This window comes from Fictibacillus barbaricus (assembly GCF_014635025.1).
GTDB classification, from domain to species: domain Bacteria; phylum Bacillota; class Bacilli; order Bacillales; family Fictibacillaceae; genus Fictibacillus; species Fictibacillus barbaricus.
In genome coordinates, this window is record NZ_BMCE01000001.1 from 983944 (window position 1) to 996411 (window position 12468).

General features: G+C 38.9%; 18 protein-coding genes. 12 read left to right on the plus strand and 6 right to left on the minus strand.

Features of this window, described 5'->3' with window-relative positions; genetic code table 11:
• Window positions 1-153 precede the first annotated feature (153 nt).
• A complete protein-coding gene (locus IEV52_RS04700) occupies window positions 154-312 on the plus strand; it encodes a hypothetical protein (protein WP_188401341.1) in 159 nt (52 codons plus the stop codon).
• A 126-nt stretch (window positions 313-438) separates the two neighbouring features.
• On the opposite strand, the gene IEV52_RS04705 is transcribed toward IEV52_RS04700, so the two are convergent.
• A complete protein-coding gene (locus IEV52_RS04705; protein WP_188401342.1) occupies window positions 439-741 on the minus strand; it encodes a YunC family protein in 303 nt (100 codons plus the stop codon).
• Window positions 742-885: 144 nt separating this feature from the next.
• On the opposite strand from IEV52_RS04705, the gene IEV52_RS04710 reads away from it, so the two are divergent.
• The 4 genes from IEV52_RS04710 to IEV52_RS04725 are packed head-to-tail and all read left to right on the plus strand — an operon-like array spanning window position 886 to window position 3324.
• Entirely contained in the window at window positions 886-1680 is a 795-nt protein-coding gene (locus IEV52_RS04710) for a thymidylate synthase (protein ID WP_188401343.1), read from the plus strand.
• Window positions 1677-2159, plus strand: a complete 483-nt coding sequence (locus IEV52_RS04715) for a dihydrofolate reductase (protein ID WP_188401344.1) — start codon at window positions 1677-1679, stop codon at window positions 2157-2159. Before IEV52_RS04710 ends, IEV52_RS04715 begins: the two co-directional genes overlap by 4 nt.
• A gap of 59 nt (window positions 2160-2218) precedes the next feature.
• Window positions 2219-3070, plus strand: a complete 852-nt coding sequence (yunB, locus tag IEV52_RS04720) for a sporulation protein YunB (RefSeq protein WP_188401345.1) — start codon at window positions 2219-2221, stop codon at window positions 3068-3070.
• A 23-nt stretch (window positions 3071-3093) separates the two neighbouring features.
• Window positions 3094-3324, plus strand: coding sequence for a hypothetical protein (locus IEV52_RS04725; RefSeq protein ID WP_188401346.1), 231 nt, complete (start codon window positions 3094-3096; stop codon window positions 3322-3324).
• A 282-nt stretch (window positions 3325-3606) separates the two neighbouring features.
• On the opposite strand, the gene IEV52_RS04730 is transcribed toward IEV52_RS04725, so the two are convergent.
• Window positions 3607-4608, minus strand: a complete 1002-nt coding sequence (locus IEV52_RS04730) for a M23 family metallopeptidase (protein WP_188401347.1) — start codon at window positions 4606-4608, stop codon at window positions 3607-3609.
• 200 nt (window positions 4609-4808) lie between these two features.
• Here IEV52_RS04730 and lipA point away from each other — a divergent pair, with 200 nt between their 5' ends.
• On the plus strand, window positions 4809-5693 hold the full coding sequence (lipA, locus tag IEV52_RS04735) for a lipoyl synthase (protein ID WP_188401348.1): 885 nt from the start codon (window positions 4809-4811) through the stop codon (window positions 5691-5693).
• A 44-nt stretch (window positions 5694-5737) separates the two neighbouring features.
• On the opposite strand, the gene IEV52_RS04740 is transcribed toward lipA, so the two are convergent.
• The gene (locus IEV52_RS04740) at window positions 5738-6349 is read right to left on the minus strand and encodes a YhcN/YlaJ family sporulation lipoprotein (RefSeq protein ID WP_188401349.1); all 612 of its coding nucleotides are present in this window, start codon (window positions 6347-6349) and stop codon (window positions 5738-5740) included.
• A gap of 121 nt (window positions 6350-6470) precedes the next feature.
• Here IEV52_RS04740 and IEV52_RS04745 point away from each other — a divergent pair, with 121 nt between their 5' ends.
• Complete coding sequence (locus IEV52_RS04745; RefSeq protein ID WP_077359566.1) at window positions 6471-6746, plus strand: YutD family protein; 276 nt, start codon at window positions 6471-6473, stop codon at window positions 6744-6746.
• Window positions 6747-6765: 19 nt separating this feature from the next.
• On the opposite strand, the gene IEV52_RS04750 is transcribed toward IEV52_RS04745, so the two are convergent.
• Both IEV52_RS04750 and IEV52_RS04755 read right to left on the minus strand, forming a co-directional pair.
• Window positions 6766-7062, minus strand: a complete 297-nt coding sequence (locus tag IEV52_RS04750; protein ID WP_188401350.1) for a hypothetical protein — start codon at window positions 7060-7062, stop codon at window positions 6766-6768.
• A gap of 91 nt (window positions 7063-7153) precedes the next feature.
• Window positions 7154-7423, minus strand: a complete 270-nt coding sequence (locus IEV52_RS04755; RefSeq protein WP_188401351.1) for a DUF3055 domain-containing protein — start codon at window positions 7421-7423, stop codon at window positions 7154-7156.
• A 106-nt stretch (window positions 7424-7529) separates the two neighbouring features.
• Between IEV52_RS04755 and IEV52_RS04760 the strand changes: the two genes are divergently transcribed.
• The 3 genes from IEV52_RS04760 to IEV52_RS04770 all read left to right on the plus strand — a co-directional run bounded on the left by IEV52_RS04760 (window position 7530) and on the right by IEV52_RS04770 (window position 9536).
• Window positions 7530-7970, plus strand: a complete 441-nt coding sequence (locus IEV52_RS04760; protein ID WP_188401352.1) for a DUF86 domain-containing protein — start codon at window positions 7530-7532, stop codon at window positions 7968-7970.
• A 75-nt stretch (window positions 7971-8045) separates the two neighbouring features.
• Window positions 8046-8702: a helix-turn-helix transcriptional regulator gene (locus tag IEV52_RS04765; RefSeq protein WP_229754189.1), complete on the plus strand. Its 657-nt coding sequence runs from the start codon at window positions 8046-8048 to the stop codon at window positions 8700-8702.
• A 66-nt stretch (window positions 8703-8768) separates the two neighbouring features.
• On the plus strand, window positions 8769-9536 hold the full coding sequence (locus tag IEV52_RS04770) for a TIGR01457 family HAD-type hydrolase (protein WP_188401354.1): 768 nt from the start codon (window positions 8769-8771) through the stop codon (window positions 9534-9536).
• A 57-nt stretch (window positions 9537-9593) separates the two neighbouring features.
• On the opposite strand, the gene IEV52_RS04775 is transcribed toward IEV52_RS04770, so the two are convergent.
• A complete protein-coding gene (locus tag IEV52_RS04775) occupies window positions 9594-10091 on the minus strand; it encodes a phosphatidylglycerophosphatase A family protein (RefSeq protein ID WP_188401355.1) in 498 nt (165 codons plus the stop codon).
• Window positions 10092-10289: 198 nt separating this feature from the next.
• Here IEV52_RS04775 and yutH point away from each other — a divergent pair, with 198 nt between their 5' ends.
• A complete protein-coding gene (yutH, locus tag IEV52_RS04780) occupies window positions 10290-11312 on the plus strand; it encodes a spore coat putative kinase YutH (RefSeq protein WP_188401356.1) in 1023 nt (340 codons plus the stop codon).
• A 190-nt stretch (window positions 11313-11502) separates the two neighbouring features.
• Window positions 11503-12468: a 2-hydroxyacid dehydrogenase gene (locus IEV52_RS04785; RefSeq protein WP_188401357.1), complete on the plus strand. Its 966-nt coding sequence runs from the start codon at window positions 11503-11505 to the stop codon at window positions 12466-12468.

Consider the following 12468-nt stretch of genomic DNA (forward strand, 5'->3'; position numbering starts at 1 on the left):
GGGCCTTATTTTCCTTATATTACAAATAAGTTTCAAAAAGTGGTAAACGATTCACTTTACAAAATAGCCTGATATACTAATAGGGTGAATTAAATAACGTGAGCTGGATGAAAGAAAGTGGGGATCACTTTGGATTTTAAAAAATTGATTCAGATGATGTACTACTTACAACTTGCCTTTATCGTCAGTGGCGTTTACTTGCTTTTTGTATACATATTTACGAACAATTCAAAACGGATTCAATTTTTAACCCTTGTGTTATGTATTAATTTAATATCTTTAAAGGTCACGAGAGACCGCTTTAAAGCTTAATAACATGAAATCCCCCTGCATTTTATGCAGGGGGTATTAAAATTCAAGCAGGTAATTGGTGATTTTTAGGTGAGGTTTTTCTTTATATGCCGTTATATTTAATATCTTTTTTGAGACCTGCAAAAATTAAAGCATCTTTAACAGTGCTTTTCTCCCTTGCATACCAACTTCAATACCTTTTTCTTTTGCTTCAAGTGTAATAGATTCTAAAGGTGCATCCAGCAACTGTTCAATGGTTCTTACACCAACAGCACGCCCTGCAATAATTTTACGGTCTGCTAACTTTTCGTTTAATAGTGCTACGTCTAAAGCTCCGCACATAATATATCCGTTCTCGTTAAATACAGCCATAAAATTTGTTTTTGGCAAACGAAGGGTGACAGCGGTAAATGGATGTCCTTCAATTAAGATTGGGTTCATCTCTAACATGCTTCCACTCCTTTCTTCCCTATTATTTTTATGTGTAATTATGTAAAAAGTGTTAGGTGTTAACGCTATTTTTACGGCCTTTTGATGAACAAAAATGGATCCGGATATGATACGATAAAAAGAAAATAGAGGAGGCGATGAGGGATGAAACAATACTTGGACTTTCTTCAAGATATTTTACATAACGGTACGAAAAAAGAAGATCGGACAGGCACGGGAACGGTTTCTGTATTTGGCCGTCAGATGAGGTTTGATTTAGAGGAAGGTTTTCCACTAGTTACGACAAAAAAACTTCATTTAAAATCGATCATCCATGAATTGCTTTGGTTCTTAAAAGGTGACACAAATATCGCATATCTAAAAGAAAACAAGGTGCGAATCTGGGATGAGTGGGCGGATGAGGATGGAAATCTAGGTCCTGTCTACGGTCATCAGTGGCGTTCTTGGACAGCTCCGAATGGTGAGACCATTGATCAGATTACAAATGTGATCTCAGATATCAAGAATAATCCTGATTCAAGAAGGCTGATTGTCTCTGCTTGGAATCCTTCTGATATACCGAATATGGCTCTTCCTCCATGCCACTTGCTGTTTCAATTCTATGTAGCGGATGGAAAACTATCATGTCAGCTCTATCAGCGATCTGCAGATAGCTTTTTAGGAGTGCCGTTTAATATTGCATCTTATGCGCTATTAACAATGATGGTAGCTCAAGTAACGGGTCTTAAGCCTGGTGAGTTTGTTCATACTGTTGGGGATGCCCATATTTACACAAATCATCTTGAACAAGTAGAACTGCAGCTTACTCGTGAACCTAAGCCGTTGCCAAAAATGAAGTTAAACCCTAATGTAACAAGTATATTTGACTTCACTTATGATGATTTTGAACTCGTTGACTATGAGGCGCATCCTCACATTAAAGGTGTGGTAAGTGTATGATTTCATTTGTCGTAGCAATGGATAAAAATCGTGCGATCGGGAAAGACAATGACCTGCCATGGTATTTACCGAACGATCTTAAGCATTTTAAGAATGTAACGATGGGAAAACCAATCGTTATGGGCCGTAAAACGTACGAATCAATCGGTAAGCCGCTTCCTGGACGAGAAAATATTGTGGTTACAAGAGATGACAACTACAAAGCTGAGGGAACAACAGTTGTACATTCTGTAGATGAAGTAATGCAGAAAGAAGCTGAAGAAATATGCGTGATCGGCGGAACGGAGATCTTTAAACTGTTTATGCCTGTTGCAGATTACCTGTATGTTACTGAGATCCATCACAGCTTTGAAGCCGATACTTACTTTCCGGAAATCGATCGAGACGAGTGGCGTGAAGTATCACGTAAATCAGGAATCGTTGACGAAAAAAACAAATATTCACATGATTACGTTGAATATGAAAAAATTAAACGATAAAGTTTGAATGAGCCCCCCTCTTGTCTGCATACATATGTAGATATAAGGGGGGTTACCTTTTGCTTAAACGTCGAAAAATGAAACTTCGAAAAGGTCCGCTTCCGTTCCGATATGTCATTTTAATCTCATTTTCTCTTTTTGTATTTATAACTCTTCAAGGTTTATGGCTTGTTGATCGGGGGATTGAACCTACTTTGATGCATGTAGCACAAAGGAAAACGGAAGAAATCGCTTCATTAGCTATCAATGAAGCAATTATTAATAAACTATTTGATTCGATTGATATGCAAGATATTCTAATTTCTAAAGAAGATAAAGATGGAAATATTGTCTATGCAGGAGTGAATCAAAAGATTGTAAACAATGTTCAAAATAAATCTGCTATAGTGGTCCAAGAGTTTTTGAAAGAAATTGAAGAAGGGCGGATTCCAGAGAGCATTGCAGCATCAGAAGACCTTAATTTTAAAAAGAACCATTCTAATGAACCAGGAGTAATCATGGAAATTCCACTGGGGCAAGCAACAGAAAACTCGCTACTCGCCAACTTAGGTCCTAGAATACCTATTAAATTTACCATTGTTGGAGATGTAAATACTGATATCGAAGAAAAAATAGAAACGGTCGGTATTAATAACACCTGGATTTCGATTAATATTATCGTGACGGTTAAGGCTAAAGTGGTTATTCCTTTTGCAACGGAAACGGCTACAGTAACAAGACCTATCCAAATAATGGCCCAGTTCATACCTGGGGAAGTCCCGATTTACTACAATCAATCTGGTGATCCGATACAGCCTGCTTTGCCAATTGATCCCGATATTAAAGAAAAAGAGGAAGATAAAAAGGAAAAGGATACTGAAATAATTGAGGAAAGCGATAATGAAGAACCCGCTGAAGAAGCGGCAGAATAGAAAAAAATAGAATCACGGAAAAAATGAATAAAAGCTTAAGCAGCAAAGTGTCTGGTAGTAAACCGGGCACTTTTTCTGATGTTCATAATGGCAAATGCGATGGACAGGGGAGAAGAAAATTTGTGATGGTAATTGGAATGGTGATTCTATGTGCCGGCCTTCTAACGTGGTTCGCGTTTCAAAAAGAAAATAAAGAAAAAGCTGGTTCTTTATGTGGAAGAACCAGCTTTTTTATGTTTAAAGCTCATCAATGAGAGCTTCGCTCGAAATTTATGAGCGCAATCCGAGATTTACGAGCGCAATCCGAGATTTACGAGCGCAATCCGAGATTTACGAGCGCAATCTGAGATTTACGAGCGCAATCTGAGATTTACGAGCGCAATCTGAGAATTACGAGCGCAATCTGAGAATTACGAGCGCAATTCGAGATTTACGAGCGCAATCCGAGATTTATGAGCGCTTCCCGAGATTTACGAGCATTTATTAAACTTGCTGCTGCTAAAAGAGGAAAAAGAAGCCCTTCAGCTTCTTTTTGTTCATCTTTTCCTGCTGCTGATTCGCTCTTGTCTTTCCCACGCTTTTAAATATGGATACGGATCAAATGCCCATTCGGTATACCCGTTATCACGGTACATGCCAAAATGCAGGTGTGGCGGGAACTTCCCTGAAGTTCCGGGAGGTCCATAGCCTGTACTTCCAACATAACCAAGAACCGTACCTGGTTCTACAATCGAGCCTTTTTCAATGCTTTTATTAAAACTGCCTAAATGAGCGTAGTAATGGTACACATTATTTATGTCACGAACCCCTATTCTCCATCCGCCAAAACGGTTCCAGCCTTTTACTTCTACAATGCCATAAGAGACAGCCTTTACCGGTACGCCATAATCAGCAAAAATATCAGTTCCTTCATGAATACGAAGTCCGCCAAAACCACGGCGGTCTCCCCATGTACTTCGATAGCTGTAGTTTGATCTTAATGGCACAATAAAGCTGTGTTTATCTAAAGAAACCGTACCATATGTCTCATAGATCTTTGCGTTTTCCATAATCATGTCAACGGCCTTGTCTCTTTGATAATAGCTCCATAATCCAATCCTGAAATTTTCGATATCATGACCATGTTTTTGAATGATATCAGCAAAAGTAAATAAGATATCTTCATCATTGTTTCGGTCAGCAATGCCATCATTATTTCCATCTTTTCCGATTCCGCCAAACATCGATATCCTTTCAGGGTTTGTATCGTCCATCATTGGGTTAATGGGGCCAGACCATTGGATAGGCGAAAAATATATACCGACCAATCCTTTTCTAGCGGGCAGATCCTTGCGTGCTTTTCTTACACTTCTTTCATATTGATCCACACCGGCAAAATAGTGCCACGGAATAAGCGTGACAGACTCCATTTTTTTATAAAGGCTCAGCCTATCTACATCTTCCTTTGTAAATCGCTCGGCCGCCTCACTCTTGCTTTCGGGAAGAAAGGTTATTAGAAGGGCTGCCAGAGTGAGGAACAGGACAGTAAATTTCCTCATACGTCCCAATCCACTCCTTTCTTTCATTTACCATTAGTTTGTTGAAGTTGCGGGAAATCATGAAGGAAAAATGTTGGAAAAAACTCTTATTTGGAGTTTTTGCCTGTCGTATGGTAGAGTATTCATGGGAATAATGTTTAATTAAAACCAAAAGTAAACGTTCATTATACGTAAGACCAAGAAAATTTGGGGTGATGATGATGGCAAAAAAAGAAGAATACGTACGTAAACCCGAGTGGTTGAAAATAAAGTTAAACACGAATGAAAATTATAAAGAGCTTAAAAAAATGATGCGTGAAAAGAAGTTACATACTGTTTGTGAAGAAGCAAAGTGTCCTAACATTCATGAATGCTGGGCAGTTCGTAAAACTGCTACATTCATGATTTTAGGTGACATCTGTACACGTGCATGCCGTTTCTGTGCGGTAAAAACGGGCTTGCCGACAGAACTTGATCTGCAAGAGCCAGAACGTGTAGCTGAATCTGTTGAACAAATGGGATTAAAGCATGTTGTTATTACAGCGGTTGCTCGTGACGACCTGAAAGACGGTGGTGCACATGTTTTTGCCGAAACCGTTCGTGCTGTTCGTGCGCGTAACCCGTTTTGTTCGATCGAAGTACTTCCATCAGACATGTTAGGTGATTTTGATGCACTGAAAACATTGATGGATGCAAAACCAGATATTATGAACCATAATATCGAGACGGTTAGAAGACTTTCTCCAAGAGTTCGTGCACGTGCAACGTACGATCGCACAATGGAATTCTTAAGACGTGCTAAAGAGATGAATGCAAATATCCCAACGAAGTCCAGTCTTATGATCGGATTAGGTGAAACATGGGAAGAAATTATTGAAACAATGGACGATCTTCGTGCAAACAACGTTGATATCATGACCATCGGACAATATTTGCAGCCTACTAAGAAGCATTTAAAAGTTCAAAAATACTATACACCTGATGAGTTTAAGGAACTGCGTGATATTGCATTCAGCAAGGGCTTCAAACATTGTGAATCAGGTCCGCTTGTGCGTTCTTCTTATCATGCGGATGAACAAGTGAATGCAGCTGCACAAAATATTTAATCAAAAACAAAAAAGAACCAGAAGCAACGAACTGCTTCTGGTTTTTATTTTCCTTCCATCTTACTCCGCATAGGATTTGTTTCGCCATTCATCTCACCGTTTTCATTTTCCCCATAGTTCCATTTCTTTCCTTGAGGAGCTTTTTTCATTTCTTGAATCAATCGGTCCATGATTCCTTCGATTTCCTCTGTATCATTATTTAATGATTGATACTGCTCAATCTTATCGATCATGCCTTTTTCATCTGATACATAAACATGATAGTATCGCGGTACAACAGCAAAAGCGGTCATTTTAACTTGATCAGCAGCAGCGTTTCGGTCTTTGTTTGTTGTTTTATACCCGATTAATACTTCTTCATCTGTTACTAAGGTGCCGACATCCTTTATGTTTGGCAATTGAAGAACCATATCCGAAATCATGTCTGCCAGCTTTTGACGATTTAAGTATGGAACTCCGTTTCCTGATTTTACTTTATCCCCGGACATATGACGCATATATCCAAAATCCCCATAGTTCGTGTTGTCGCCAATCCGATTCTCATCTTTTACGTTGGTTTTTGAAAATTTATATTCCTGACCCATCTTTTTTTGATCATCACCACCACAGCCGGAGAGCATGATGCTGATCATTAAAAGGATTCCTAATTTTTTCACAGGTGTTTCACCTCCTTACTCTATAGAATGGCCTTAAACTCAATTACTTTACGAAGAAATTGTTGGCTGTAAAAGGCACAAACATGGTAAAATAAGTATCAGGAAATGAGGTGAAGCATTTTTGATTACAGTTGGTAATTATTCCTATGAAGTGATTGAAGATGTACGTGAAGCCTTTAATGAGGAACAATTTAAAGCGCGCTACAGTGAGATTTTACATAAATACGATTATATTGTTGGTGATCTCGGATACGAACAGCTTCGTTTGCGTGGCTTTTTTGAAGATAACCATGAAAAGGCTACGTTTGATACAAAGATCAGCACATTGCCGGAATACATTTATGAATATTGCAATTTCGGATGTCCGTATTTTGTATTAAAAAAAGTAAACCCCTGAGTATATCCAGGGGTTTTTCTTATGAGCCTCGAGAATCATCGTAGGGCTGTTCCGTTTGATATTCTGGGTCATCATGTGTTGGGTGAGACCCTGGATCCTGTCTCTCCAGCCCTTCATGAAGGTTTTTGTTTTCATAGTTAAAGGCACTATAGTATCGCTGTTCTTCTCTCCAAGGTGTTGATTTACCTAAAGCCCTTTTTATGGGAGAACCATAAGGACCTTCAGGCAGATCTTCAGGTAGTACGTAATTGCGACCGGTCTCCACATTCGAGAAATCAGTGTATTGCCTTTTTTCTTTTTCGAACAAAAAAACCATCCTCTCACAGGCCAGTTTAGGATATAGGTATCCTTACCCTAAAGTGTGTCCCATAAAGGATGATTCTTTCTTGGTACATTTTGATTACTACTTAAACAACATCTGCTAAAAATTCACGGAGCTCCATCGCATCTTCTTCTGTTAAATTAAAAGCATGTTCTAGATAACCTTCTTCCTCAAGGTCATCCTGCCCAATGATGGCATAATGGCTGCCGAGCATATTGAGAACGAGAGACTTTCCATAATGTCTTGTTGTTTTGACAATAGCTAGATCAAAACGTGTGTTTCTTCCCATGAAGCTGACAAAACGCGTTTCAGTCGTTTCCTTATCATCATATAAGAAAAATGTTTCTTCACTCATTCTTAGTCCTCCTGAAATCCAATACTAAATTTTCATTTCTGTTGATAAATGAATTCTCCTCTTTTATGTTACACTTTACTTGAGAAACTTACAAAAGGTGATGACTATGTATTTCGTGGATAGAAAGAAAATCAATGAGCATCTAGCGTATATGAACGATCTATTGAAAGCGTTGAAAGAAATGCCATCTCCAGTGAATAAGGTGGAAATATTAGCAGTAGAAAGAATTGCCCATATGCTTATTGAATCGATGATGGACGTTGGCAATATGATCATCGATGGCTTTATCATGCGTGATCCGGGGAGTTTTGAAGATATCCTCGATATATTAATTGACGAAAAAGTAGTTCCTAACAACGAAGCTGTGGCATTAAAACAAGTAATAAATCTTCGGAAGTTCCTTGTTCAGGAATATACGTCAGCAGATGTGAAAGCCACATTTGAAACTATAACGAAACATCAAAGTGAACTTTCTGCTTTTCCTGTTCATATCAAACGCTACTTAGAAGAAGAACTAGGGCCAGTTTCAGCCTTTTTACCTGAATAAGAAAGTTTTTATACATTTATATTTAAAAATGTACGAATTCTTTGATCTGCGGTAAAATGGTAAAAAAGGATGGTGATGAACATGAAGAATCACACCTCAACCCGTGATGAAATCATCTATCTTTTAAAAAGAAATAAACGGATGACCGTGACAAAAATGGCGAAATCCCTCGGTATAACCGAAATGGCTGTTAGACGCCATCTTAATACTTTAGAGCGAGACCATGTGATCGAGACGACTCTCGTGCGCCAGGCGATGGGAAGACCAATCCATTTTTATCATCTGACAGCAAGCGGGGACGAACAATTTCCTCGCAACTATTCAGGACTTACTGTTGAATTTTTAAAAGATATTGAAGAGGTAAGCGGAACACATACAGTTGATGAATTATTTAAAAGACGTGAGAATCGTCTGCAGGATAAATATAAAGATAGAATGAATGCCTTGACTGATTTTGAGCAAAAAATAAATGAACTTGCTAACATTCAAAATGAGGCAGGATACATGGTTGATTGGAAAAAGGGGGAAGAACCCGGCACGTATGTACTGACAGAGTACAACTGCCCGATCGCTATGGTGGCTAATGAGTATCAGCAAGCCTGTTCATGTGAACTTTCCCTATTTAAGCGAATGCTTCATACCGATGATGTTGAGAGAAAGACATGTATGGCAAAAGGCGGAGATTACTGCTGCTACATGATAAAAGAAAAAGAGTCAGCATCTGAAGTCTAAAACGCTTCAGGTGTGTTTTTTTTTGAAGTGGGCAAAATGAGATTGTACATAAAAGGAGAGAAAAAGATGAAGGCATATAAAGGTTTTTTGATTGATTTAGACGGAACCATGTACCGCGGTACAGAAAGAATTATTGAAGCTGTTGATTTTGTGAAAAAGCTGAACGAACAAGAGTTACCTTATCTATTTGTGACGAATAATTCCTCTAAGACAAAGAATCAAGTAGCAGAAGTACTGCAAGGATTTGATATCCCAGCAACTGCAGAACATGTTTTTACAACAAGCATGGCAACTGCCAGCTACATAGCGGAGTTAAAAAAGGAAGCATCTGTTTATTGCATCGGAGAAGACGGAATTCGAGAAGCACTTGCAGAAAAAGGATTACAACTTGTAGAAGAGGATCCTGACTTCGTAGTTATCGGAATTGACCGGTCCATCACATATGAAAAGCTAGCTAAAGCTTGTCTTGCTGTTAGAAACGGAGCAGCCTTTATCTCTACCAATGGTGATATTGCTCTTCCAACAGAAAGAGGGCTTCTGCCTGGAAATGGATCCTTGACCTCTGTAATTACGGTATCAACGCAGAAAGAACCAACGTTTATCGGAAAGCCGGAATCGATTATCATGGAGATGGCATTAGAGACTCTTGGAACAAAAAAAGAAGAGACGCTTATGATCGGGGACAACTACCAAACAGATATCTTAGCCGGTATACGAGCAGGATTAGACACGTTACTTGTTCATACGGGTGTGACGACAAAAGAACATCTTGAAGACATTGAGATTCACCCAACATATACGGTGAACGGGCTAGACGAATGGGAAATTAAATAAATGAAAAAGGCTTAAAGATCAAAAGAAATGAATCTCTCTTGTTCTTAAGCCTTGCTTTTATTCTTCATTTACGGCACGATGTGCCAATCGACTTGAAGCTGCTGCAGCAATCGCACCTACAATATCATCTAAAAATGTGTGGACTTTTCCTGTGGATTTATCATTTAACTTCTCTAATATGCCTGGTTTTTGTTTATCAATAAATCCGTAGTTTGTAAAACCGATTGAACCATATATATTCACTATAGAGAGTGCGATTACTTCATCAATCCCATAAAGGCTTTCATCTCTGGCCAATATCTCTTGAAGCGGTTGTTGTAGTTTTTTCTCTTCCGCTAATACATCAAGTCCAATGCCGGTAAGAATTGCATTTTGTACTTCTCGTTTGGCAATGACTCTTTCAACATTTTCCCTGCACACGTCCATCTTTAGGTCAGGATGATAGGGGACTTGGAGAAAATAAACGAGTTCGGCTATATCGTTTACCGTAACGCCCCGTTCGTTCAGCAGTTTGCGTGCTGTTTCTTCGACATTTTCCACTTTTTTGTTTGACATCCCTGTACTCCTTTTCTCGGTTAGTCTCCTTAGCTTTGTATAGTATATGTTTTCATGATAAAGTTATGAATTTATAAAAAGTGCTAACCACTTCGCCCATATAGGCATACAATGTTGTATCCATTAATGCGGATTGTCAGCTGAACATCTTAAAAAAGCAACAGCCGCAGGAAAGCTGAAGAGGTGGGGGGATCGCCTTTGTTTGAAAGAGACATATTTCATCACTACCAACTGGTTTGTGAAGACAGAAGATCAGAATCAGGCTATCGGACATTTTCGTGCAAGGGAAATCAGTATATCGTGATTCCGCAACAGCAAATGTCCTATGAAAAGCTTCAAGAAATGACGTATATCAGTGATTATCTGCAGCAGCGTGGAGAAGATCAACTGCCAGTGCTGCAGCCAACTATTACAAACATGCCAAGTGCTTATGTCGATGGTGAATCGGTTATCATTTTTAAAGTCGAGCACCAAAAAAGAGAACAACGAAATTTATCACTAGGAATGGAACTTGCTGAGTTTCATAAACGAGGTAAGGGGCTAGAGCAATATTACCCCATGCAGCAAGTCGCATACGGTCAATGGCCTTTATTATGGATAAACCGTGTTGACGAAATGCACAACAGATATTCAGAAATATCGGCAAGAAAACAAAAAAATGACTTTGATCATCTATTCCTAACTACATTTCCGTATTATGAAGGACTGGCGGAAAATGCTATCCAGTACATCACGGATTATCAGCTGGAAAGAGGTCCAAAGGGAATCGGATCAGCTTCCATCTGTTATGACCGGTTCAGTGAACGTTCCTGGATCAGAACATCAAATACCTTTGTCAAACTGCCTGTTGGCTGGGTGATCGACAGTCCGATGAGAGATGTTGCCGAATGTATCCGCGAAAAAATTTATCAGCCAGAGTTTAGAAGTCATGAGGTCTTACATTTAATTGATGATTATGAAAAAGTTAAGCCATTATCAAAAGGGGCTTGGCGTCTGCTGTATGGAAGACTTCTTTTCCCCTCACAATATTTTGATACGGTAGAAGACCATTATGCCAACGAGAGAGATATAGGAAAAGAATTATATGTACGCCGCTTTACTGACTTAATCTCCTACGAAAAACAAAATGAATATTTCTTAAAAAGCTTCTTTAGATCAATCGGTTTGCCGGTTCGAGATCTGAATATTCCGGTTGTTGACTGGCTAGTGCCAATGATTTAACGAATTTGAAGACTCAAAAGTGTAAACTTTTGAGTCTTTGTCTTTTACTAGTTGAAAAATGAATAACGGGTTATTGTTTCAGACGAACATTAAGATTCTCCTCAATTACCCAACATCACATCATGATCAGCTTGCTTTTCTTTATTTTTTACTGTCCACATGAGAAAATATGAATAAGGAGTGAAAACGGATGCAAAAACCTTATGTGTATGTTACAAGAAAATTACCTGAAGAAACACTTGCTGAGTTAAAGAAGAGAGCAGAAGTTAACATGTGGCCGCATGAAGAAAAAGCAGTTCCTCGAGAAGTACTAATGGCGGAGGCAAAAAAAGCTGATGCACTTCTTACCATGCTTTCAGACAAAATTGATGCTGATTTGCTTAAGGATGCATCATCACTTAAAGTAATCGCTAATCTAGCTGTGGGATATGACAACATTGATATCTCTTCAGCTGCTAATTTAGGGATTACCGTTTGTAATACACCAGATGTGCTGACTGATTCAACAGCAGATTTGGCTTTCTCACTCATTCTTGCTGCAGCTCGTCGAATCGTTGAGTCAGCAAATTACGTGAAAGAAGGAAAATGGAACAGTTGGGGACCTTTACTTCTTGCCGGAGCCGACGTACATCATAAAACAATTGGAATCGTTGGGATGGGCAGGATTGGTGAGGCTGTCGCAAGGAGAGCAAAAGGGTTTGATATGAAAATTTTATATTATAATCGAAACCGAAAACCAGAAGCTGAACTCTCTTTGGACGCTGAGTACAGAGAATTTCATGAGCTTCTAAAGGAATCAGATTTTGTTGTCTCTTTAGCTCCTCTAACTTCAGAAACAAAAGGGATGTTTAACCGTGAAGCATTTCAAAGTATGAAGGAAAGTGCAATCTTTATAAATGCAGGAAGAGGAGCATCAGTTGATGAAAATGCACTTGTTGAAGCTCTTAAGCGTAAAACGATCGCGGGTGCAGGACTGGATGTTTTTGTGAAAGAACCAATCGATCCAGAGCATCCGTTGTTAACGATGAATCAAGTTGTAGCTTTGCCTCATATTGGCAGTGCCAGTGTAGAGACAAGAATGAAGATGGCAGAACTCGCCTGTAGAAACATTTCTAATATCTTAGACGGAAAAGATCCAGAAACGCCTGTTACATAA

Coding starts and splice junctions, on each gene's coding strand:
- IEV52_RS04700 (WP_188401341.1), top strand. CDS start 154: ATGATGTACTACTTACAACTTGCCTTTATCGTCAGTGGCGTTTACTTG.
- IEV52_RS04705 (WP_188401342.1), bottom strand. CDS start 741: ATGTTAGAGATGAACCCAATCTTAATTGAAGGACATCCATTTACCGCT.
- IEV52_RS04710 (WP_188401343.1), top strand. CDS start 886: ATGAAACAATACTTGGACTTTCTTCAAGATATTTTACATAACGGTACG.
- IEV52_RS04715 (WP_188401344.1), top strand. CDS start 1,677: ATGATTTCATTTGTCGTAGCAATGGATAAAAATCGTGCGATCGGGAAA.
- IEV52_RS04725 (WP_188401346.1), top strand. CDS start 3,094: ATGAATAAAAGCTTAAGCAGCAAAGTGTCTGGTAGTAAACCGGGCACT.
- IEV52_RS04730 (WP_188401347.1), bottom strand. CDS start 4,608: ATGAGGAAATTTACTGTCCTGTTCCTCACTCTGGCAGCCCTTCTAATA.
- lipA (WP_188401348.1), top strand. CDS start 4,809: ATGGCAAAAAAAGAAGAATACGTACGTAAACCCGAGTGGTTGAAAATA.
- IEV52_RS04750 (WP_188401350.1), bottom strand. CDS start 7,062: ATGGTTTTTTTGTTCGAAAAAGAAAAAAGGCAATACACTGATTTCTCG.
- IEV52_RS04755 (WP_188401351.1), bottom strand. CDS start 7,423: ATGAGTGAAGAAACATTTTTCTTATATGATGATAAGGAAACGACTGAA.
- IEV52_RS04760 (WP_188401352.1), top strand. CDS start 7,530: ATGTATTTCGTGGATAGAAAGAAAATCAATGAGCATCTAGCGTATATG.
- IEV52_RS04765 (WP_229754189.1), top strand. CDS start 8,046: ATGAACATGAAGAATCACACCTCAACCCGTGATGAAATCATCTATCTT.
- IEV52_RS04770 (WP_188401354.1), top strand. CDS start 8,769: ATGAAGGCATATAAAGGTTTTTTGATTGATTTAGACGGAACCATGTAC.
- IEV52_RS04775 (WP_188401355.1), bottom strand. CDS start 10,091: ATGTCAAACAAAAAAGTGGAAAATGTCGAAGAAACAGCACGCAAACTG.
- IEV52_RS04785 (WP_188401357.1), top strand. CDS start 11,503: ATGCAAAAACCTTATGTGTATGTTACAAGAAAATTACCTGAAGAAACA.